8 protein-coding genes are annotated in these 24121 nt (G+C 71.3%); 4 read left to right on the top strand and 4 right to left on the bottom strand.

The window, feature by feature from the left end; genetic code table 11:
- Positions 1-94: 94 nt before the first annotated feature.
- Positions 95-17716: an amino acid adenylation domain-containing protein gene (locus tag J4E04_RS04005; protein ID WP_490149923.1), complete on the top strand. Its 17622-nt coding sequence runs from the start codon at positions 95-97 to the stop codon at positions 17714-17716.
- Entirely contained in the window at positions 17709-18479 is a 771-nt protein-coding gene (locus J4E04_RS04000; RefSeq protein ID WP_490149922.1) for a tyrosine-protein phosphatase, read from the top strand. Before J4E04_RS04005 ends, J4E04_RS04000 begins: the two co-directional genes overlap by 8 nt.
- Here J4E04_RS04000 and J4E04_RS03995 read toward each other — a convergent pair whose 3' ends face one another.
- The 3 genes from J4E04_RS03995 to J4E04_RS03985 form a co-directional block, all read right to left on the bottom strand.
- Entirely contained in the window at positions 18480-19271 is a 792-nt protein-coding gene (locus J4E04_RS03995) for an enoyl-CoA hydratase/isomerase family protein (protein ID WP_222645526.1), read from the bottom strand.
- Between the two features lie 88 nt (positions 19272-19359).
- On the bottom strand, positions 19360-20883 hold the full coding sequence (locus J4E04_RS03990; RefSeq protein WP_222639404.1) for an MFS transporter: 1524 nt from the start codon (positions 20881-20883) through the stop codon (positions 19360-19362).
- A complete protein-coding gene (locus J4E04_RS03985; RefSeq protein WP_056441868.1) occupies positions 20880-21470 on the bottom strand; it encodes a PadR family transcriptional regulator in 591 nt (196 codons plus the stop codon). The genes J4E04_RS03990 and J4E04_RS03985 overlap by 4 nt, the downstream gene beginning before the upstream one ends.
- A gap of 178 nt (positions 21471-21648) precedes the next feature.
- Here J4E04_RS03985 and J4E04_RS03980 point away from each other — a divergent pair, with 178 nt between their 5' ends.
- Both J4E04_RS03980 and J4E04_RS03975 read left to right on the top strand, forming a co-directional pair.
- Positions 21649-22269, top strand: coding sequence for a GNAT family N-acetyltransferase (locus tag J4E04_RS03980; RefSeq protein ID WP_490149921.1), 621 nt, complete (start codon positions 21649-21651; stop codon positions 22267-22269).
- A gap of 9 nt (positions 22270-22278) precedes the next feature.
- Positions 22279-23298 (top strand): glutathione S-transferase family protein, encoded by a 1020-nt coding sequence (locus J4E04_RS03975; protein ID WP_222631663.1) that lies wholly within the window; start codon positions 22279-22281, stop codon positions 23296-23298.
- A gap of 28 nt (positions 23299-23326) precedes the next feature.
- Here J4E04_RS03975 and map read toward each other — a convergent pair whose 3' ends face one another.
- Positions 23327-24121: a type I methionyl aminopeptidase gene (gene map / locus J4E04_RS03970; RefSeq protein ID WP_222639395.1), complete on the bottom strand. Its 795-nt coding sequence runs from the start codon at positions 24119-24121 to the stop codon at positions 23327-23329.

The following is a 24121-nucleotide window of genomic DNA, read 5'->3' as shown; positions in this document are numbered from 1 at the left end:
GTGAGTCCTCCAGAAGACGGCGAGCCCGACCGAACGGGCAATTCCCGCGGATAGGTTTCGTCCTGTGGGAGACGACCGGAACGAGGGGGCGGTCGTGTCCCCCGAACCGGACGGCGGCCCCGCCCGGGTTCCCCTGACGGGTGCGCAACGGCCGTTCTGGCTGGCCCAGCGCCTCGATCCCGACGCGGCTCTCACCGTCGCCCTGTACGTCGACATCTCCGCTCCGGTCGGCTCGGGTGTCGACCTCGCTCGGTTGGAACGGGCGATGTACGCCGCGGGCACCGAGTCCGGCCTGCGGCAGACCCGCCTCGCGCAGGGAGAGGACGACGAGCCGTGTCTGATCCACGTCGAGGACGCCGTCATGAACCTCGACGTGCTCGACCTGCGCGGCGACGCCGACCCCGAGGCGTCCGCTCACGCGTGGATGCGCGCCGAGTTCCGCGAGCCCGTCGATCTCCACGGAACCGTGCTGGTTCGCTGCGTGTTCCTCCGACTCGACGATCACCGCACGTTCCTGTATCTGCGGGCCCACCACGTGGTGCTCGACGGCCAGGGCGCCTTCACCCTCCTCGGACGTATCGCCGGCCACTACTCGGGAACGTCGGCTCCGGGACCGGCGCCGACGCCCGACACCGCCGCCCGCATCCACGATGCGGAGGTCGCCTACGCCGCGTCACGTCGCCACGACGCCGACCTCGCCCACTGGCGCGAGCACGTCGCCGACGTCGGCGGCCCCACGGCCCTGTCGGCGGCACCCCCGAGCGCACCCCGGCAACCCGTCGCGACGCGCCTGTCGTGGACCCAACCGAGGGGAACCGCGGCCGACCCGCTCGCCGTCGTCGCCGCTCTCGCCGTGCATCAGTCGCGGGTGCTCGACACCGACGACGTGGTCCTCGGATTCCCCGTCACCGGACGCACCACCGCCGCTCTGCGGGCGACGGCCGGGATGATGGCCAATCTGGTGCCGCTGCGGCTGACGGTCGACGCGACCACGACGGTGCGAGAACTACTCGTACAGGTACGGCGGGAGATCACCGGGGCGCTTCGGCACCAACGCTTCCGGGACTGGGATCAGCTTCTGGCACCGGAGGTGCGGCCGTTCGGCGTCTCCTTCGGCCCCGTCGTGAACATCATGCCGTTCGTCGCCCCGTTGCAGTTCGACGACATCTCGGCTCCCGTCGGGATCCTGTCGTCGGGGCCCGTCCACGACACCGCGATCAACATCTACACCGGCGACACACTGACGCTGGACATCCAGTGGAACCCGGAGCGCTACGACGCCTTCGACATCGACCGGCACGGCGTGCGGCTGACGCGACTCCTCGGCGGCATCGTCGCGGCGGACGACCACACCACCGTGGGCGATCTCGCGTTCCTGGACGACGGCGAGGCGGCCGATCTGCTCGACCGGTCGGGCGGGCCGGCACCGACGGCGACGACGCTGGGCGACCTCATGGCGGCGGTCGCGCGCAGCAATCCGGCCGCGCCGGCCGTGCGCGGCGGAACGGCCACGCTCACGTACGGCGAACTCGACGACGCCTCCGGGCGCCTCGCCCGCACTCTCCGCGATGCGGGGGCGACTCCGGGAACCGTGGTGGCGCTGGCACTTCCGCGGTCCGTCGACCAGGTGATCGCGCTCTGGGCCGTCGTGCGTACCGGTGCCGCGTTCCTCCCGGTCGACCCCGCGGACCCCGTCGAGCGGCTCGCCGCCGTGCTGGCCGAATCCGGGGTGACCCTCGTCGTCACGACGGATCGACATCCCGTCGATCTGCCGAGCGGAACGACCCGGGTGGCCGTCACGGACGTCGCACCGGAGCCGCTGACGAGGGAGCACCCCGCGATCACCGAGCTCGCCTACGTCATGTACACCTCCGGCTCCACCGGCCGTCCGAAGGGCGTCGCGATCACCCACGCCGGACTGCACGGTGTCGTGGCCGGCCACCGCGCACGCGGTCCGGAGACACGGGTTCCGGACATGGGGGGCGGTCGCGTCCTCGCCGTCGCGGCTCCGACCTTCGACGCGTCGATCTCGGAACACCTTCTCGCCCTCGCACTGTCCGGTTGCCTCGTCGTCGCCGATTCCGACGCGTACTCCGGTGCACCTCTGCAGGATCTGCTGCGACGAGAATCGATCACCCACGCGATCCTGACTCCGCGGGTGCTCGAGACACTGTCCCCGACCGGAGCTCCGTCGCTGCGACAGGTCCTCAGCGTCGGCGACGTGTGCTCTCCCGCGCTGGCGTCCCGGTGGTCGACGTCACCGGACCTCCTGCTGCACAACGACTACGGACCCACCGAGACCACGGTGTGGGCCACCGGGACCGCGCCGCTGACGGAGGCCGGAACCGTCACCATCGGGCGTCCCCTGCCCGGAGTGCGCGCCGTGGTGCTCGACTCCCGCCTGCGCCCCGTCCCGGTCGGAGTTCCGGGTGAGCTGCACCTCGCCGGAGCCGGCCTGGCCCGCGGGTACGTCGGACGGTCGGCGGAGACCGCGGCGCGCTTCGTGGCCGGGGTCGACGGAACGCGGCTGTACCGCACGGGTGACCGCGCACGGTGGACGCCGTCCGGTGACCTGGAGTATCTGGGGCGCGGAGACAGTCAGGTCAAGGTACGAGGACGCCGCGTCGAACCCGGCGAGATCGACACGGCCCTCGTCGCGGTTCCCGGTGTGACGCAGGCCGTCACAGTGGTCCGCCGTGACGGCGACAGCGAGCAGCTGGTCTCGTACGTGACCGGTGACGCCGACCCCACGGACGTTCTCGCCGCCGTCGTTCGGACGCTGCCGAGCCACCTCGTCCCGGTGCACGTGGTGCCGCTGGACGCGCTCCCGCTGAGCGCCTCCGGCAAGGTGGACGTCCGCGCACTCCCCGAGCCGGAGCGCCGGACCACGACCCGCCGTGAACCCGCCTCCGACGTCGAGCGGCGGCTGCTCGACGCGGTGTCACACGTGCTGTCCCGCAACGATGTCGGTGTCGACGACGACTTCTTCGCGCTCGGCGGTGACAGCATCCTCTCGATCCGACTGGTCACCGTCGCGGCGGCGTCGGGCGTGCGGATCAGCGCTCGTGACGTCGTGGAACAACGCAGTGCCGCCGGGCTCGCGCGCGTGGCGGACACGGTCGGCACCGTCGACGAGCCACCCGGCAGCGGCATCGGCCGCGTCGACCCGACACCCATCGTGCGCCACCTGCTGGAGCGTGGCGGAACACCGGATCGGTTCGCTCAGACCCTCACGCTCTCGCTCCCGGTCGGCATCGACCGCGCATCCCTGGTGTCCACGATCGAGGCCGTGGTCGCGCACCACGACATGCTGCGCTCCGTGCTCGTCCGCGACGCGGACGGCGTACACCTCGAGGTGCGCCCGCGGGATGTCGTCCGGGTCGACGGACTGCTGCGCCGCGGCGCCGATCTCGCGGTGGAGAACATCGTCGCGACACTCGATCCCGAGAACGGCGTGATGCTCGGGCTCGGCTGGAACGACCTCGGCGAGCACACGGCGGGACGCCTCGTGATCGCGGCGCACCACCTGGTGGTGGACGTGGTGTCGTGGGGCGTCCTCGTCGCCGATCTCGTCGCGGCGTGGGCCGCGGTGCGCGACGGGGTCGCACCGACTCTCGCCCCCGTCCGCACGTCGATGCGGCGCTGGTCGTCCGGTCTCGCAGCGCACGACGCGAGCGCGCGGCTGCCGTACTGGACCGGCGTTCTGGACGGCCCCGATCCCGTTCTCGGACAACGACTCCTCGACCCCGTCGTCGATCGGGTACGGGACACGACGGCCCGGGACGTCGCCTTTCCAGCAGAGATCGCCGACGCACTACTGGTCCGCGCGCCCACCCTGTTCCACGCCGGGCCGACCGACGCGCTCCTCGCCGCGCTCGCCCTCGCGCTGGCCGCCTGGCGACAGGACGACGCACCGACGAGGCTCGTCCAACTCGAGGGACACGGACGGGAGGACGACCTGGTTCCCGGCGCCGACACCGCGCGCACCGTCGGCTGGTTCACCACGGTGTTCCCCGTACGACTGGACCTCACGGGTCTCGACCTCGCCGAGGCGCTGCGCGGCGGACCTGCTGCGGGCGAGACGATCCGGCGGGTCAAGGACCACCTCGCACGAATTCCCGACCACGGCGCGAGCTACGGGCTGCTGCGGCACGGGGCCGACGACGACGCGCGCGACGCCCTGCGCTGGACACCGCAGATCTCGTTCGCGCACCTCGGCAGGATGACGACGACGGACACCGGTGACTGGCTCCCGGTTCCCGGCATCTCCCCGCTGTCGGGACCACGGCCCGACGACCTGGGTGCGGCCGCCGTGCTCGAGATCGACACCGTCGTCCTCGGGGACACCCTGATCGCACGACTGAGCACGCTCGACGCCGTCCTGGCGGACGCGGACGTCGAGGCCTTCGTCTCGCTGTGGGTCGAGGCGGCGACGGCCGTCGCGCGGCACGTCGACACCCCCGGCGTTGGCGGGCGGTCACCGTCGGACTTCCCGCTGGTCGATGCGACACCATTCGATGTCGACGGGTGGACCGGGCGTCATCCCACGCTGATCGACGTCCTGCCCACCGCGCCACTGCAGGCGGGCCTGCTGATGCATGCCCGCCTCGCCGCCGGGAGCGTCGATCCCTATGTGGTGCAGACGATCGTGCACCTCGGTGGAGCGCTCGATGCCGGCCGTCTGCAGCGGGCCGCGTACTCGCTGGTGGACCGTCACGACGCGCTGCGGGTCGCCTTCGACACCACCGCCGACGGGACGGACGTCCAGGTGATCGCGGCCTCCGTCACGGTGCCGTGGACGGAGGTGGACGTCCGGGCCGATCCCGACCCTGCCGCCGTGCTCGACGCCTTCCTCGCGCACGATCGCGGCGTCGCCGTCGACGTGGCCGCCGCACCGCTGCTGCGCGTCGCTCTGCTGCACACCGGGGACGAGCGGCACACCCTGGTGCTCACCCATCACCATCTGCTCCTCGACGGCTGGTCCCTGCCGATCGTCCTCGCCGACCTCCTGGCCGACTACGCCGGCGAGGACCCCCGGCCCGCGCCGCCTCCACTCCGCGGCTTCCTGCAGTGGGTGAGCGAACGCGACACCACGGCCTCGCTCGCGGCATGGTCGGAGGCCCTGACCGGGTCGACCGAGGCGACGCTGCTCGCTCCCGCGCACGGTTCCGGAACCGACGAGGCACCGGGACAGCGCATCGCGACGCTGAGCACCGAGCGCACCGCCGAACTCGTGGCGCGCGCCGGCGCCGCGGGGGTCACGGTCAACACCCTCGTGCAACTCGCGTGGGCACTCGTACTGGGCTCCGCGGTGGGCCGTACCGACGTCGTCTTCGGAGCCACCGTCTCGGGCCGACCGGCCGAGCTGGACGGTTCCGCATCCATGGTGGGGCTCCTCATCTCCACCGTTCCGGTTCGCGTGCGGCTCGATCGCACAGCGACGGTGCGGGAGTCGGCTCAGCGACTGCAGCGTGAGCAGGCCGCGCTGCTCGATCATCATCACCTCGCTCCGTCCGCCATCGAGGCGGAGGTCGGGCCGGGCGCCGGATTCGACACGTCGCTCGCCTTCGAGTCGTATCCACTGAATCGCACCGCTCTGACCGCAGCGGCGGGGGACCTCTCCGTTCTCGGCGTCGAGGCACGGGACGCGACGCACTACCCGCTGTCCCTGGCGGTCGAACCAGGAGAGAGCCTCGTCGTGCGCGCGACGCACCGCCGCGACGTCCTCGACACCGACGCCGTGGACCGACTGCTGGCCCGACTCCTGCGGGTGCTCGAGGCACTCGACCCCTCGCGTGTGCTCGCCGAGATCGACCTGCTCGGGGCGACGGAGCGCACCCTCGTCACCGAGACGTGGAACTCCACCCGGCACCCCCTCGTCCCCACCACACTCCCGGACGCCGTACCGGCTCTCGATCCGTCCCGTGTGGCCTTCACTCACGGTGATCGACACGTCACCCGAGCCGAGTTCTGCGCTCGCGTCCACCGCCTCGCCCGGTACCTGATCAGCCGCGGCGCCGGACCGGAGACGGCCGTCGCGGTGGCGCTCGAGCGGTCGATCGATCTGCTCGTCGCCGTGCACGCCGTCGTGGCCACCGGCGCGCACTACGTCCCGCTCGATCCCGGCCATCCCGCCGAGAGGCTCCGACACACGGTGACCATATCGGGAGCGCGGCTCGGTATCGGGAGTGCGGCAACGCTTCCCGAGGCGGTCGAATGGATCACGATCAGCGATCCGCCCCTCGGGTCCTTCTCCGACACACCCCTCACCGACGACGATCGCCTCGCACCCCTACGCCCGGACCATCTCGCCTACGTGCTCTTCACGTCCGGCTCCACCGGGCAGCCCAAGGGTGTCGGGGTGTCGCACGCCGCGATCGTGTACCAACTGCGCTGGCGCGCCGAGTTCGTCGGTGTCACCGCGGACGACGTCGTGCTCCACAAGACTCCCGCCACCTTCGACGTCTCGGTGTGGGAGCTGTTCCTGCCGTGGCAGATCGGTGCCCGCGTCGTCGTCGCGGATCCGGACGACCACCGCGACGCCGATCTGCTGGTGGAACTGATCGCACGGCACCGCGTCAGCGTGGTGCACGCCGTCCCGTCGATGCTGGCGCTCATGGCGGACGCACCGGGCCTCGCCGCCTGCACGTCGCTGCGCACGATCCTGTCGTCGGGCGAGGCACTGCCCGCGGGGGTCGCCGCCGCCGTCCGCGCCGTGCTCCCCGTACGAGTGGTGAACCTGTACGGGCCGACCGAAGCGGCGGTGGACGTCACCGCCCACGTCGTGACCGACGCCGACACGACGGACGTCCCCCTCGGGCGGCCGGTGTGGAACACGACGACCCTCGTGCTGGACGACGCCCTGCGTCCCGTTCCCGTCGACGTCCCCGGCGAGCTGTATCTCGGTGGTGCGCAACTGGCCCGCGGCTACGCGCATCGCACCGCGCTGACCGCGGAGCGGTTCGTCGCCGGACCGGACGGATCTCGTCTCTACCGGACCGGCGATCGTGTCCGCTGGTCCGCCGCCGGCGACCTGTACTTCCTCGGCCGGAGCGACGACCAGCTGTCCGTGCGCGGCGTGCGCGTCGAGCCGGCGGAGATCGAGGCCGTGCTGACGCGGTCGGGCCTGATCGACCGCGCGGTGGCAGCGGTCGTCGGAGATCGACTGGTCGCATACGTCGTTCCGGCACAGGGCCGTTCAGCCGTCACGGAGGCGCTGCTGCAGTCGCTGCGCTCGTCGCTTCCGCGCCATCTGGTCCCCGACGACATCGTGGAGATCGACACCGTTCCCCTCACCGCGTCGGGCAAGGTCGACAAGCGTGCGCTGCCCGCACCCGCGCGCCGCGGCCGGGTCCACCGCACTCCCTTCACACCGACCCAGCGTGTCGTCGCGGACATCGTGGAGGCCGTCCTGCAGACGTCCGCTCCGGTGGGTGCCGACGACGATTTCTTCGCGCTCGGCGCCACCTCCCTCAGCGCGGCGCGGGTCGTCGCGCGCATCCGGTCGGCGACCGGACGCGACCTGACGCTCCGCACGCTCTTCGACGTCCCGACCGTCGCGGGGCTGGCTGCCGCCGTCGATGCGGGAGACGCGTACACCGACCACGGGTTCCACGCTGCGCGTCCCGACCGCATCCCGCTCACGCACGCCCAACACCGGATGTGGTTCCTCGACCGGTACGAACCGGGGTCCTACGTCATGCCGCTGGCGTTGCGCGTCCGCGGCGACCTGGATCTCGGCGCGCTGTCGTCCGCGATCGGTCACGTCATGACTCGCCACGAGATCCTCCGTACCGTCTACGCCGATGCGGACGGTGTCGTGCACCAGGTCGTGCTGCCGCCCCCGGCGCCGACCACCCTCACGGTCACCGCCGTCACGCCCGACGCACTGGCGGAACGACTGTCGGATGCCCGGACCACGCGGTTCGACCTGGCCACCGAACCACCCCTGCGGGCCGAGGTGCTGCGCCTCGCCGACGACGAGCACGTCCTGCTGCTGACCGTGCACCACATCGCGGCGGACGGTCTGTCTCTCGCCCCTCTCACGCGAGACCTGCTGTCGGCGTACCAGTCCCATCGCTCGGGACGGGTACCGGCACAGTCGCCGCTGTCGGTGCAGTACGCCGACGTCGCTGTGCGGCAGACGGAACAGGGCATCGACTCCGACGCGGCGGCATGGTGGGAGCGCCGTCTCTCCGGACTGCCCGACGTCCTCGACATGCCGCTCGACCGACCGCGCCCGGAGCGGCGCGGCCGGGCGAGTGCCGCGGTGCGCCTCGATCTCGACGACGCGACCGTGGCCGCACTGAGCGAGCTCGCCGTCGCTCACCGGGCCACGGTGTTCATGGTCGTGCACACCGCCCTCGCCGTCGCCCTCGCGCGCTGGACCGGGTCGACGGACATCGCGGTGGGGTCACCGATCTCGGGTCGACCGGATCCTGCGCTCGACGACCTCGTCGGCCTGTTCGTCGACACCGTCGTGCTGCGCACCCGCGTGGATCCGTCGGAGTCGTTCGCCGAGTTGCTCTCCCGCACCCGAGACGAGACGGTGGACGCCTTCGCGCACGCGCACGTCCCGTTCGATCACGTGGTCGACACCCTCGGTGCGGCTCGCACGTCGGCGCATCACCCGGTCTTCCAGGTCGTGCTGGCCTTCCAGGACGTGGATCCGCTCCCGGGCAGTCCCGACATCGAGGTGCTCGACGTCGGGCCGGCACCCGCGACCTTCGACCTCACCGTCGACGTCCGCCCCGCCGGCGCCGGCCTCGCGGTCGTCCTCACCTACGCGTGCGACCTGTTCCATCACACGACCGCGGAATGCCTCTCGTCCGTCCTCGAGCACGTGCTGCGCGCGGCGGCCCCGGGTTCCGAGATCGCAGTGGGCGACATCGCGATCCGCGGAGCGGACGAGCCCGACACGTGGACGCATCCCGACGCCCGCACGACCCCGACGACGCTCCCCGCCCTGCTCGACGCCCACGCGGACGGCTCCGCGGTCGCGGTGATCGAGGGCGACACCGTTCTCACGCGGGACGAGTGGGCACGAGCGTCGAACCGGTGGGCGCGCCGTCTGATCGCGCTCGGTGCCGGTCCCGAGACCGTCGTCGCGGTCGCCGTCGCCAGGTCGGCGCGGTACCTCGTTCTCGTCGCGGCGATCAGCCGCGCGGGAGCCGCGTTCGTCCCGCTCGATCCCGAGCAGCCGCGGGCTCGGCTCGCGGACATCCTGACCGAGGCGGCGCCCACGCTGGTGCTCACCGACACGGCGGCGCCGTTCCCGACCGACGTCGTCCGGATCACGGTCGACGATCCCGCCACGCTCGCCGCGGTCGCGGCGCTGTCGGACGCACCGATCACCGATCGCGACCGTCGCTCGGCTCTGCGACCCGACCACCTCGCCTACGTCCTCTACACCTCGGGATCCACCGGACGGCCCAAGGGCGTCGCCGTCACGCACCGCGGACTCCACAACGCCGTCCAGGACCAACGGGCCCGGCACGCACCGGCATCCGATGCCCGGGTGCTCGCTGTGTCGTCGACGACGTTCGACGCGTCCGTCGGCGAACTGGTCATCGCACTCGCGCTGGACGCCGCACTCGTCGTCGCCCCTCCCGAGGTCTACGCCGGTGTCGAACTCCGCGACCTGATGCGGCGGCACCGTGTCACCCACACCCTGATGACACCCCGCGCGCTGGACGCGACACCCGATCCCGGCGGTGACCTCCGCGTCGTCATGAGCGCCGGCGAGGCATGCCCGCCGAGTCTCGTCGACACGTGGGCACCCGGCCGGACGATGACCAACGTCTACGGACCCACCGAGGCGACCATCTGGTCGACGACGGCACTCCTGGCCGCCGGGCATCCCGTGACCGTCGGGTCCCCGACTCTCGGCGTCGAGGTCTCGCTTCGCGACGTCCGCCTGCACGCGGTTCCGGACGGCGTGGTCGGTGAGCTGTACGTCGCAGGCGACCATCTCGCACGCGGGTACCTCGGTAGGCCGGGACTCACCGCGTCCCGCTTCGTCGCGGCTCCCGACGGACAGCGGACGTACCGTACCGGAGACCTGATGCGCCGCAACGCCGTCGGCGACCTGCTGTACCTCGGACGGTCCGATCACCAGATCACGGTGCGCGGCCTGCGGATCGAACTCGGGGACGTCGAGACCGCGCTCGTCGGCGCCGCGGGCGTCGGCGCCGCCGCGGCCGGGGTGATCGACGAGCGTCTCGTCGGCTACGTGGTCGCTGCCGACGGGCACAGTATCGACGCGGCAGAGGTGTCGGCCGCCGCCGCGGCGGCACTGCCGCGGTATCTGGTTCCCGCCGCGGTGGTCGTGATGGACGCACTGCCGATGACGACGTCGGGCAAACTCGACCGCGCGCGGCTGCCCCGCCCGCCCCTCGACACGGCCGAGTTCCGCGCTCCGTCCACCGCCGGGCAGGTCGCCGTCGCGGCCGTCTTCGCGACGGTCCTGGAACTCGCGGACCCCGTCGGACTCGACGACGACTTCTTCGCACTCGGTGGCCACTCCCTCAGTGCCACCAGAGTCGCTGCCCGACTGCAGGTTCCGGTCCGTAGCGTGTTCGAGGCACCGACCGTGCACGCACTCGCCGCGCAGATCGACGCCGTGCCTCGGAGCGCTCTCGCACCGCGGCGGACACGGCCGCGCCCCGACATGGTGCCTCTGTCGTTCGCCCAACAGCGCATGTGGTTCCTGAACACGGTCTCCAGCGACAGCGGCTACGTCATCCCGCTCGCACTCGGGCTGCGCGGTGTCCTCGACCACGGCGCGCTACAGGGCGCACTCGCCGACGTGGTCGACCGCCACGAGATACTGCGCACCGTCTACCCCGCCGTGAACGGTGTTCCGCAGCAACACGTTCTCGATCACGCGCGGATCGCGATCGACCGGGAGTCGGAGACACCGGAGGCCGTCCTCGACCGGATGGCGTCGGCACCGTTCGACCTGGCAGCGGATCTCCCGCTGCGCGCCTCCGTCGTGGCGGTGACCGAGAAGCATCACGTCCTGCTTCTCGTGCTGCACCACATCGCCGCGGACGGCTGGTCCCTGGCGCCGCTCACCCGCGATCTCACGGCGTCCTACGCGGCCCGCCGGTCCGGTCGAGAGTGGACTGTCGACCCCCTGCCCATGCAGTACGCGGATCACGCCGTGTGGCAACAGGATCACGCGGACGACATCCGTGGTCGAGTCGCGTTCTGGACGGACCGCCTGGCCGGTCTCCCGGACGTGCTGCCGTTGCCGACCGATCGACCGCGGCCGCCGGTGGCCTCGCACCGCGGGGCGCGTGTACGCGTGACGGTGCCGGACGCCACGACCGCGGCGCTGCGTGCGCTCGCCACCGCCCACCACGCGACGCTCGTCATGGTCCTGCAGGCGGCCTGGGCCGTCACTCTCGCCCGCGTGACGGGAAGCGAGGACATCGCCATCGGAACACCGGTGGCAGGCCGCGGTCACGAGGATCTCGACGAGCTGGTCGGCATGTTCGTCGACACGGTCGTGCACCGCGCGTTCGTCACCGGTACCGATACCGTCGCGGCTCTGGTCGATCAGGTGCGCGAGGACACCGTGGCGGCCCTCGACCACGCCGACGTGCCGTTCGAGCTGATCGTCGACGCTCTCGATCCGGTGCGCTCCACCGCGCACCATCCCGTCGTGCAGGTCATGTTCGCGTTCCAGAACCAGACTCCGCCCACTCTCGTGGCCGCCGGACTGGAGATCGACGTCCTGGACTCGGTTCCCGTGGCCGCGCCGGTGGACCTGACCCTGGATCTCACGGAGACCGGGGACGGACTGAGCGGCGCACTGACCTACGCCGTCGACCTCTTCGACCGGCGGACCGCGGCCGGAATCGTCGACGTCCTGCTCCGCGTCCTCGACGCGGTGGCGCGCAGGCCCTTCGACCGGATCGGCGCCCTCGAGATCCTGCACCCGTCGGAGCGGGCACTGTTGCTCTCCCAGCACGGCAGCGCCGGACTACCACCGCGCGTGCTGCCTCGTCTGCTGGCCGACGCGGTGGCCGGCAACCCGGACGGGCCCGCCCTGATCGGGGAGCGCACGCTCACCTACACCGAGCTGGACCGCCGCTCCAACCGCTGGGCGCGGGCACTGATCGCCCTCGGCGCCGCGCCCGACACCGTCGTCGCCGTCGCGCTGCCGCGCTCGGTGGACCAGATCACCGCGGTGTGGGCGGTAGCGAAGACCGGCGCGGCGTTCCTGCCGATCGACCCCGACGGGCCACCGGACCGACTGCGGCACATGCTCACCGAGACGGGCGCCGCCGTCGCCGTCACCGCTGTGACGGTTCCTGCCGCACTGGCACGTCTCGCCACGGTGTCACCGACGGTCCTCGACACGGGCGCGGAGTCCGAGGCCGACGTGACGCCCGCCGACCGGCTCGGTGCCATCCGTCCCGACACCCTCGCGTACGTCATCCACACCTCCGGCTCCACCGGAACCCCCAAGGGCGTGGGCGTCACACACCGCGGCCTCGTGGACGCGCTGTGGGACCAGCGACTGCGCGGCGCTGCGCTGTGGGACCAGCGACTGCGCGAGGCTGCGGAGGCACGTGTGCTCGCGGTCGCGTCCCCCACGTTCGACGCGTCCATCGCCGAGCTGCTCATCGCCGTGGCCCTGTCCGCTCCCCTCGTGGTCGCACCACCGGACGTGTTCGGCGGACCGGCACTTGGTCGCCTCGTGGCGGAGTCCGCGGTGACCCACGCTCTCCTCACGCCGCGAGTCCTCGACTCACTGACCCCCGAGGACGTTCCGTCACTCCAGTTCCTGGTCACCGCCGGTGAGGCGTGCCCACCGGCACTGGCCGCCCGATGGGCCTCCGGTCGACGCCTGTTCAACGACTACGGTCCCACCGAGACCACCGTCTGGGCCACGAGCAGCGGCCCGCTCCGGGCGGACGACGCCGTGACCATCGGGCGGCCCGTCCGCGGGGTCGGCGCGCGGGTGCTCGACACGTTCCTGCGTCCGGTGCCGACCGGGGTGGCCGGCGAGCTCTACCTCGACGGCACCCACCTCGCGCGCGGGTACGTCGGCCGCCCCACCGCAACGGCCGAGCGGTTCGTCGCCGCGGCTCAGGGCAGGCGGCTCTACCGCACCGGCGACCGCGTGCGCTGGACCAGCGGCGGAGATCTGGAGTATCTGGGCCGCACCGACGTCCAGGTCAAGCTGCGCGGATTGCGCATCGAGCCCGGCGAGATCGAGGCAGTACTCGCCTCGCACCCGGCGATCGACCGCGCCGCGGTGCTGGTGCAGGACGACCACCTCGTCGCGTACGTGGTGCCGTCCGGCACGAGTGCCGTCGACCCCGCCGACCTCCGACACGACGCCGCGCGCCGCCTGCCGCGGTACATGGTGCCCGCGCACATCGTCACCGTGGACGCGATCCCGTTGACGGCGTCGGGCAAGCTCGACCGTCGCGCACTCCCGTCGGCCCCTCGCCGACCGGCCTCCGGCCTTCCCGGGACCGTGGCGACGGTCCCGCGTCGCGAGGCGGTCGGCCCGGCCGAGCGCGCCGTCGCCGAGGCGTTCGCCACCGTGCTCGAGTTGCCGGAGCTACCGGGGCTGGACGACGACTTCTTCGCTCTCGGTGGCCATTCGCTGTCCGCAACCCGGGTGGCCGCACGGGTGTCGGCGGCGACGGAGCGCGAGGTGTCGGTGCGCGCGGTGTTCGACCACCCCACCGTGGGTGCGCTCGCCGCAGCGCTGGTCGCGGCGCCGACCGCGGCGCGCACTCCCCTGACGGCGGCGCCGCGCCCGGACAGGGTGCCGCTCTCCTTCGCTCAGCACCGGATGTGGTTCCTCGGCCGCGTCGACGCCGACCGCGGTGGACAGCTGATCCCGCTCGCGCTGAGGCTGACCGGTCCGCTGGACGTCGACGCGCTCCGGTCCGCCCTCGACGACGTGACCCTCCGGCACGAGATCCTGCGCACCGTCCATCCCGCCCTCGACGGCGTGCCGCACCAGGTGGTGTCGCCCACGGTCGACGTTCCCCTCGACCTCGTGCGCACCACTGCCACAAACGTGCCCGCGGCGGTACGCACGGCCGCGGCGGCGCGCATCGACGTCACCACCGAGACTCCGCTGCGCGCCACTCTTCTCGTCGTGTCGCCGACCGATCACGTGCTGGTGATCCTCGTGCACCACATCGCCGCGGACGGGTGGTCGATGGCGCCGCTCACGCGCGACGTCGTCACGGCGTACGCCGCTCGCGCGGAGGGACGGCCACTCGACCTACCACCGCTACCCGTGCAGTACGCCGACCATGCCCTCGCGCAACGCGCAGCGTTGGGATCGCTGAACGATCCCGGCTCGGCCTTGTCGCGCCACCTCGATCACTGGCGGGAGCGGTTGGCCGGCGTACCCCTCGATCTCGCGCTGCCGACCGATCGCGCCCGGCCGAGAACCCCGTCGCAGCAAGGCGATCGGGTGCGGACCGTTCTCGACGCGGACGCGCTGGGCGCGCTCCGATCCGTCGCGCAGGCCCACGACGTCACCCTCTTCATGGTCGCGCACACCGCGCTGTCGATCGTGCTCGCCCAGTGGGCGGGAACCCGCGATCTCCTCGTCGGGACGGCCGTCGCGGGTCGCACCGATCCGGCACTCGACGACGTGGTCGGCATGTTCGTGGACACGGTGGTCCTGCGGTCCACGATCGACGAGGACGGCACCGTCGCGGACCACCTCGCCGCGGCGCGCGAGACCACCCTGGACGCCTTCGCGCATGCCGCTCTGCCGTTCGAGACCCTGGTGACGGCCCTCGACCCGGTGCGTTCCACTGCGAGTCACCCTGTGGTGCAGGTGATGCTGACTCTGCAGAACACCGCGCCGCCGCGATTCCCCGTCACCACACCGGCCGTCGAGGTGCTCGATCTCGGCGGCGCTCCCGTGCAGTTCGATCTCGCCGTGACGCTGCGTGAGGACCAGGGGCGCCTGCTGATCGAGCTGTCCTACGCGACCGATCTGTTCGACCGGAGCACCATCGAGCGGGTCTCGCGCAGACTGGTGTGGACACTGCGGTCGATGACACGCGACACCTCGGTCAGGATCGGGGACCTCGAGACGGTGGAGCCCTCGGAGCGTGCCGCGATGCGTCCCCGCAGCGGTGCCCCCGCGCTGGCGGCCCGGACTCTCGACCACCTCGTGACCGACGCGGTAGCGGCCCGTCCCGGCACGATCGCCCTGCGGGCGAACGGCATCGACCTGAGCTACGCGGACCTGTCCGCGCGCGCGAATCGTCTCGCGCGGGAACTCATCGCATGCGGCGCAGGACCCGACGTCGTGGTCGCGCTGGCGATGCCGCGCTCGATCGACCATGTCCTGTCCGTGTGGGCCGTCGCCGCGGCCGGGGCCGCGTTCCTGTCGGTCGATCCCGCGCAACCCGCCGACCGAATTGCGCACATCCTCCAGGACTCCGGCGCCGTCGCCGTGATCACGGACTCCCGGTCCGAGCAGGCCAATTCGACCGCCGCGCCGTGGATTCCGCGCATCGTGCTCGACGATCCGGACGTCGTGTCGGCGCTCGACCGTCACCCGGCCCACACGGTGCTCGCGTCGGAGCGTCGTCCGGGGCTGCATCCGAGCTCGATCGCGTACGTCATCTACACCTCCGGCTCCACGGGCCGACCCAAGGGCGTCGCCGTGACCCACGCGGGCCTGGCGGATGCGCTGGCGGACCAACGTTCCCGGCGCGGCGACGTGCCGGACGTGCGTGTACTCGCGGTGGCCTCACCGACCTTCGACGCCTCGATCGCCGAGATGCTGATGGCACTGGCGCACTGCGGCACTCTCGTTCTCGCGCCGGCGCACGTGCACAGCGGCGACGAGGTCGGCGCGCTGATTCGCCACGAGAGGGTCACGCACACCATCATCACGCCCCGGGTGCTCGACTCCCTGGACCCCGCCGGCCTCGACTGCGTGCGCGTCCTCGTCGTGGGCGGCGAGGCCCTCCCGGATCACCTCGCGGCGACGTGGTCCGCCGGACGCGAGATGTACGACGACTACGGCCCCACCGAGACGACCGTCTGGGCCACCGCGCACGGACCGATCACGCCGGACCGCCCCGTCGGCATCGGCACACCGGTCCGCGGTGTCGACGCGGTGGTGCTCGACGGCCGACTGCGGCCGGTACCTCTCGGCGCCGTCGGTGAGTTGTACCTGTCCGGACCACATCTCGCCCGCGGGTACGTCGAGCAGACCGGGCTGACCGCGAGCCGGTTCGTCGCCGCGCCGTACGGACCGCAGGGCGCGCGCCTGTACCGCACCGGCGACCTGGTGCGGTGGAACTCGGCCGGAGAGCTGGCGTATCTGGGACGTAGCGACTTCCAGATCAAGCTCCGCGGACTGCGCATCGAGCCGGGCGAGATCGAGAACGCCGCCCTCGCCCATCCCGCGGTGACGCAGGCGGTGGTCCTCCTTCACCGCGACGCCGGAACCGGATCGGATCATCTCGTCGCGTACGTCGCCGGCGGCGGGATCGATGTCGCTTCTGTCAGAGAGGCGGTGGCGGAACGGGTTCCGCAGTACATGGTGCCGTCGCGCGTCATCGCTCTGGACGCGGTACCGCGCACCACCGCGGGCAAGGTGGATCGGGCGGCCCTTCCCGCACCGACGTTCGCACCGACGGTGTACCGCGCGCCGACGACCTCGACGGAACACATGGTCGCCGACGCCTTCGCCCTCGTGCTGGGCGTCGGCGACGTCGGACTCGACGACGACTTCTTCGCCCTCGGCGGGACCTCGCTGACCGCGACCAGGGTGGCCGCACACCTCGGTCGTGCCGCCGGGGTCGACCGCGTGCTCCGACTCCTGTTCTCGCACGGCACCGTCGGCGCCGTCGCCGAGCATCTCGACCGCGAGGACGACGACGAGTCGATCGCCTCGTCCGACGCAGTCGGTCCCGTTCTCCGACTGGGCGGCGGAGACGAGCTCGCCCCGGTGTTCTGCATCCACCCGATGATGGGGCTGGCCTGGCCGTACTTCGAGCTCGGCCGCCACCTCGAGAGCGGCCGCCCCCTGTACGGCGTGCAGACGCCGGCGGTGGCGGACCCCGACTTCGCACCACGGTCGATGGACGGCGTCGTCGAGCGCTACGTCGAGGAGATCCGTCGCGTGGATCCCGTCGGCCCGTACCACCTCGTCGGATGGTCGGTCGGCGGTGTGCTGGCCCATGCCGTCGCGGCCCGGATGCAATCGCAGGGCCACACCGTCGCGTCGCTGTCGCTGCTCGATCCGGTGCACAGCATCGTGCCGGGCAGTGCGGTCAAGAAGGCACAGGCGGACGCCATGTTCGGCGCGTACCAGCACCTGACCGACGACCTGGCGGACATGACGCCGGACGCGCTGTGGTCGGTGTGGTCGGCGATGGGCGGCGACCAGCTACCGGTCTCGGACATCCAGGCGCGACTGATCACCAAGGCGATGCTCACGCTGTTCGCCCTCGTCGACGAGCACGTGCCGCCGACCTACAGCGGCGCCGTCCTGATGATCGACTCCGACGTCACCGCCGTCGAACTCGGCCGCATGTCGGACTTCTGGTCGCAGTACTGCACCGGACCCGCCGACGTGGAGTCCGTGCCGTGGCGACACGGCGAACTGCTGTCGAGCGACGCCGTGGGGGACATCGGTCCCCTGGTGGGACGGTGGCTCGGACGCGTGGAGACCGCGTCGTTACTGTCGACGGGTGAGTGAACGCAGCACGGATGGTTCCGAACCCGGCCAGTTCCACCTGCACGGCGCGTGGAACTTCCGCGACACCGGCGGCCTGCGCACGTCCGACGGCGGACGCACCCGCAGCGGACTTCTCTTCCGCGCGTCGGCACTCACGCACCTCTCCGACGAGGGCCGGGCCACGCTGGCCGGACTCGGGGTCAGCGACGTGTTCGACCTGCGCGGCGACGCCGAGGTGACGCGGTGGGGCTCGGACCGGGCCCCGGACACGGTCACCGTGCATCGCGTCCCCTACATCGCCGCGGAACGCGACGCGCCGCACGAGCGCGCCGTGCCCGCCACCACCGCCCGGGGCTACCTCGACGGCGCCTACCGCGCCTTTCCGACGCTGCCCGGTGCGCGGGTGGCGATCAGGTCCGTGGTCGAGGCCCTGTCGTCCGGCACCTCGTCGCTGGTGCACTGCGCCGCCGGCAAGGACCGCGCGGGGTGGACCGTCGCCACCGTGCTGCGCGCCGCCGGCGTCGTCGAGGAGGACATCGTCGCGGACTACCTGCGCAGCAACGCCGCCGTCGCTCCACTTCGGCGCCACATTCTCGATCACGACGAGGTGGCCCCCGCCGACCTCGACGACGACCTGCTGGGCGTGCGCGAGGAGTACTACCGCGCCGGGCTCGAGGCGATGACCACGGCGCACGGCTCGTTCGACGGCTACCTGGACTGGCTCGGCCTCGACCACGACGCCCTCACGGGACTGCGACGTGCGCTGGTGGACCCCCTGCGCTGATCAGCGCCCGGTGTAGGTCGCCTTGCCGGGCCCCACATCGAGGAAGCTGCGCACCGCGCCCTGCAGATCCTCGGTCTCGAACAGGGCACCCGACACCGCCGATGTCACCGAATCCGCATGGCGCACACCGCCGGAGCGCCACGCACCGATGATCTCCTTCGTGGCCGCATGGGCGCGCGTCGGCCCGTCCGCGAGCCGTGCGACGAGAGCCCTGGCTGCGGAGTCCACGTCCTCGTGGATCTGGTTGACGACTCCCCATTCGCGCAGCGTCTCCGCCGTGTACAGGTCGCCCGTCATGACGAACTCACGCGCCCGGCCGCTGCCCGCACGCTCCGCCATCCGCTGCGGACCACCCATCGACGGAGTCAGACCCACCACCGTCTCCACCAGACCGAACTTCGCCTTCGGCGACGCGAGGATGATGTCGCAGGCCAGGGCGATCTCCAGCGCGGCCGTCAGCGTCAGACCGTGCGCGGCGAACACCACCGGGCAGGGCAGCGCCTCGAGCGGATGGGCGATGGCCGCGAAGAGTCCCTCCCACAACGCCGTTCCCTCGGCCTCAGACAGCCCCTCGAAGACGTGCACGTCGACACCACCCGAGACAACCTTGCCCTCCGCGCGCAGCAGCAGCGCACGCGGAGGAGCGGCCACCAGCTCGGCGACGTCGGCCGTCACGGCATCGAACATGGCCTGGTCGAACAGGTTCAGGGCGCCGTGGGCGAACGTGAGGATCGCGACCTCGGCGCCCGCGTCGGTGGTGGTGCGCTCGAGACGGGTGGGCTTCTCACTCATGGATCGGAGCATGCCAGGTGCGCACACATCCTCGTTCTCCGGCCTCCGGCCTGCCCGCCTACCCCGACCGGCCTCCGGCCTGCCCGCCTCAGCGGACGGGCGTCGTCCCGGCCGGAACACTCGCCTCGACCGACGGATCCGGAACCGCAGCCCCGTGCCCACCGAAGTTCGGGCGCGCGTAGAAGAGCGTCGCGATCGCTCCGACCAGCAGGACCGCGGCCGGGAGGTACAGCGACTGGGCGAGCGCGGTGGCGAACGGTTCCGCCACCTGTGCCGGCACCCGGCCCGTGGACAGCTCGCCCGACGCGCCGGCCGCACCGGCGAACGGCACCTCGGCGGAGATGCGGGACTGCATCAGCACGCCGATACCCGCACTGCCCAGCACGGACCCGATCATGCGGGTGGTGTTGTAGACGCCGCTGCCCGCGCCGGCCTGCGACATCGGCAGGTTGCGGGTGGCCGTGGCACCGAGCGGAGACCAGATGAGCGCGTTGGCCACACCCATCAGGGCGATGGGCATGAGGAGCCGGACGATCGCCGTGGTCGGTGTCATCTCCATCGCGAGCCAGACGAGGGCGACGGTGAGCAGAGTCAGGCCGGTGCCGGCGATGTAGCGCGGGTGCACGCGGTCCACCAGACGGCCGACGTTGGGTGCGAGCACGCCGGTGAGCACCGCCATCGGCACGAACAGCAGGGCCGAACGCGTGGGCGTCAGTCCGGTGACGCTCTGCGCGTAGAACATGATCGGCAGCATCATGCCGGTCATCGCGAAGCCCATGGCCGCGATGCCGATGTTGCTGAGCGAGAAGTTCCGATCGCGGAACAACCCGAGCGGCACCAGAGGCTCGTTGCGGTTGCGCGACTGCCACACGATGAACGCGGCGAAGACGACCACGCCGACGGCGATGGAGGTCCAGATCCACCCGTTCCAGTCGTACTTCTGACCCTCCTGCAGACCGAAGACGATGAAGAACAGGCCGGCGGCGGACAGCACGACGCCGGGGATGTCGAACTTGTGGTCGTTGGTGGGGAGCGTCGGCACGAACTTGACGGCCAGTGCGATGGCGACCACACCGACGGGGAGGTTGATGAAGAAGATCCACTCCCACCCGAACGCGTCGACCAGCACGCCACCGAGCAGCGGACCCACCAGGGTCGCGACGCCGGCGACCGCGCCCCAGGCGCCCATCGCGGCACCGCGCTTGTCCTTGGGGAAGATGCGGGTGATGACGGCCATGGTCTGCGGCGTGATCATCGCGGCGCCCAGGCCCTGCACGGCGCGCGCAGCGATGAGCATCTCGATCGACCCCGACACGCCACACCACAGCGAGGCGAGAGTGAAGACGACGAGCCCGCCGATGTAGAGGTTCTTCGGCCCGAACCGGTCGCCCAGACGGCCGGTCACGAGGAGCGGTACCGCGTACGCGAGCAGGTACGCACTGGTCACCCAGATGACGTTCGAGATGTCGGTCTGCAGACCCTCGAGGATCGCCGGCTGCGCGACGGCGACGATGGTGGTGTCCACGAGAATCATGAAGAAGCCGAGGCACAGGGTCCAGAGCGCGATCCAGGGGGACGCCTCCTTCACGGCCGGGCTGGTGGTGCTGGTCATCGGTGGTCCTGTCGTTCGGTGAGAATGCTGTCCAGCCAGGGGAGACGTCCGGAGTCGATGTCGTCGACGAAGGCCCGGAGCCAGGTGAGTTCGGCCTCGCGCAGGGCGAGGGTGTAGTCGAGGCCCACGGAGAAGAGCCGGGGAACGTGGCGATCGACGGCCATCGCATCGATGACGCGCATCTCGTCGAGATCCTTCTCCAGCAGAGCGATACGGGTACGGACGAGTGTCGCGACCTCCGGCCCGGGGAGGTTGTGCGACTCGGACAAGGCGAGGGTGAACTGCGAGTACTCGGGCGTGGGTTCCGCCAGGAGAGTACGCAGGGTGTCCGACAGAGCCGCCCGACCCGAGTCGGTCACCGAGTAGGTGGTGCGCTCGGGCCGATTACCTTCCCGTTCGGTGCCGACCGCCACGATCAGCTCACGCTCCGCCAGGCGGTCGACCGCGTGGTAGAGCGACCCCGGACGTACCTTGAGCAGTCGGTCGTCCTTGCGCTCGAGCAGGAGCTGATACATCTCGTACGGGTGCATCGGCCGCTCGAACAGGCAAGCGAGCACGGCGATGGCCAGCGGTGTCACGCGTTCCATGTCGATCCCCTCGCCCGTATATTCCGCTTGGAATATACGGCGCCGAGCATGGTCGCCACAAGCGGCGCTAGCGTGGACGGCGATGAACTCCCACCAGATCGACATCGTCCGTCTCGCCTAGGCGCGAGAACTGGGTCTTCCCGACGACGCCTCGCTCGACGACGCGGAGCGGTTGCACGTGGTCGACGACGACGCGACCCGCCTCACGTTCGTCGTCCTGGACGGCCACGCGGTCCTGGTCGGACCCGGCGACATCCTCGACCGCGCCGAGGCACTGGGCAACGACGTGCTCGCGACGCGGGACGGTCTCGCCGAGCTCGCGGGACAGCGCCGGGGTCGTTGCGGTGGACCACGGGTCCTCGCCTTCCTCGACGACAGTCGCGACGACGTGCGCGTCGAACACCCTCTGATCTCCCACGACGGGCACGATGTGGACCGCGTCCTCGCACTGGTGCCTCCCGACGACGCCACCGGGATCCGCGCGGTCGGCGTCGACTCGTGGTTCACGGTGTTCGACGACGCCGACGGTGAGGACGACGCTCTCCCCGCGGCCGCAGCCGGGTACGTCGAGTGGCGTGGCTTCCTCGCCGACACCGTCGCGGTCACCGTGCCGTCACGACGCCGGCGGGGGTACGGCTCGACCGCCGCACGGCTGGCCACGAACGAGGCCATCGACGCGGGACTCGTGCCGCAGTGGTCGGTGCCGATGGACAACGCGACCGCCCGGCTGTTCGGCCTCTCGCTCGGCTTCACCGAACTGGGAGTGCACATCGGGATGGAATTGACCGACCCCGGGTAAGTTACGACCATGAGCACCGACAGCGGTACCCCGTCCTACGTGGAGAAGGGCGGCTTCGACCGCGACACGAACTACATCGAGGACCGCATCACCGACGATCCGTCGTCGCGCTACCCGGTGGAGGCCGGTCGTTACCGCCTCGTCGTGGCCCGCGCCTGCCCGTGGGCCAACCGCGCCATCATCGTGCGTCGGCTCCTGGGTCTCGAGGACGCCATCTCGATGGGAGTGTGCGGACCGACCCACGACAAGCGGAGCTGGACCTTCGATCTCGATCCCGACGGCCTCGACCCGGTGCTGAAGATCCCACGTCTGCAGGACGCGTTTCTCGCGCGCTTCCCCGACTACCCACGCGGGATCACCGTGCCCGCCATGGTGGAGGTGTCGACGGGCGAGGTGGTCACCAACGACTACCCGCAGATGACGCTCGACTTCTCGACGGAGTGGACGCGGTACCACCGTGAGGGCGCACCCGACCTGTACCCGGAAGCGTTGCGCGGCGAGATCGACGAGGTGGCGGAACTGATTTTCCACGACGTCAACAACGGCGTCTACAAGTGCGGTTTCGCCGGCTCCCAGAGTGCGTACGAGAAGGCGTACGACGCTCTCTTCGCGAGACTGGACTGGCTGAGCGACCGCCTCGAGAACCAGCGATTCCTGGTGGGCGACACCATCACCGAAGCCGACGTCCGCCTGTTCACGACGCTGGCGCGGTTCGATCCCGTCTACCACGGCCACTTCAAGTGCAACCGGAGCAAGCTCTCCGAGATGCCGGTGCTGTGGGCCTACGCCCGAGACCTGTTCCAGACACCGGGATTCGGCGACACCACGGACTTCGTGCACATCAAGTCGCACTACTACGAGGTGCACACCGACATCAACCCGACCGGCATCGTGCCCAAGGGGCCGGACCTGTCGAGCTGGTTGAGCCCACACGGCCGGGAAGCGTTGGGCGGCAGGCCGTTCGGAGACGGCACTCCCCCGCCGCCGCCGAAGGAGTCGGAGCAGGTTCCGGCCGAGCACTGGGCCTGACGACCCGGACGGGTCGGAAGGATCTGCGTCAGGGACGCAGAGTGAGAATCCTCGGCCCGTCCTCGGTGACGGCGACCGTGTGCTCCCAGTGCGCGGATCGCGATCCGTCCGTGGTGACCACGGTCCAGTCGTCGTCCAACACGCGGGTCTCGTGGGTGCCCAGTGTCAGCATCGGCTCGATGGCGAGCGTCGAACCCACCACCAGCTCGGGGCCCTTGCCCGGCGCACCCTCGTTGGCGAGGAACGGCTCCATGTGCATCTCGCGACCGATGCCGTGGCCGCCGTAGCCGTCGACGATGCCGTACGCGCGGCCGTGCGCCGCCGAGGCGGCCAGCGTGCCCTGCTCGATGGCGTGCGAGACGTCGGTCAGGCGGTTGCCCGGGAGCATCGCGGCAATACCGGCCTCCATCGACAACCGAGTGGCCTCGCTCAGCTGCTCGTCGGCCTCGATGACGGCACCGACACCGAACGTCCAGGCGGAGTCGCCGTGCCAGCCGTCGAGAATGGCGCCACAGTCGATCGAGATGAGGTCGCCCTCGGCGAGCACGTCGGACGAGTTCGGAATGCCGTGCACGACGCGATCGTTGATCGAGCTGCAGATGCTGCCCGTGAAGCCGTGGTACCCGAGGAACGACGGGACAGCGCCCGCGTCCCGGATCACCGCCTCGGCCACCGCGTCGAGCTCGAGAGTGGACACGCCGGGCTTCGCCGCGTCGCGCACCGCGACGAGAGCGGCGCCCACGACGGCCCCGGCCGCAGCCATGGCATCGAGCTCACCGGCGCTGCGGAACGGAACCACCTTGCGCTTACGTCCGAAAGCCAT

The sequence above is a fragment of the Rhodococcus sp. NFXS4 genome (genome assembly GCF_058139645.1).
Note: the sequence above shows the minus strand (reverse complement) of the source record. Positions and strands in the feature narration are given on the sequence as shown.

Bases quoted from the DNA above. Each gene is read 5' to 3' on its own strand.
- J4E04_RS03995 (WP_222645526.1), bottom strand. From the start codon at position 19,271: ATGAGTGAGAAGCCCACCCGTCTCGAGCGCACCACCACCGACGCGGGC.
- J4E04_RS03990 (WP_222639404.1), bottom strand. From the start codon at position 20,883: ATGACCAGCACCACCAGCCCGGCCGTGAAGGAGGCGTCCCCCTGGATC.
- J4E04_RS03985 (WP_056441868.1), bottom strand. From the start codon at position 21,470: ATGGAACGCGTGACACCGCTGGCCATCGCCGTGCTCGCTTGCCTGTTC.
- J4E04_RS03975 (WP_222631663.1), top strand. From the start codon at position 22,279: ATGAGCACCGACAGCGGTACCCCGTCCTACGTGGAGAAGGGCGGCTTC.
- map (WP_222639395.1), bottom strand. From the start codon at position 24,121: ATGGCTTTCGGACGTAAGCGCAAGGTGGTTCCGTTCCGCAGCGCCGGT.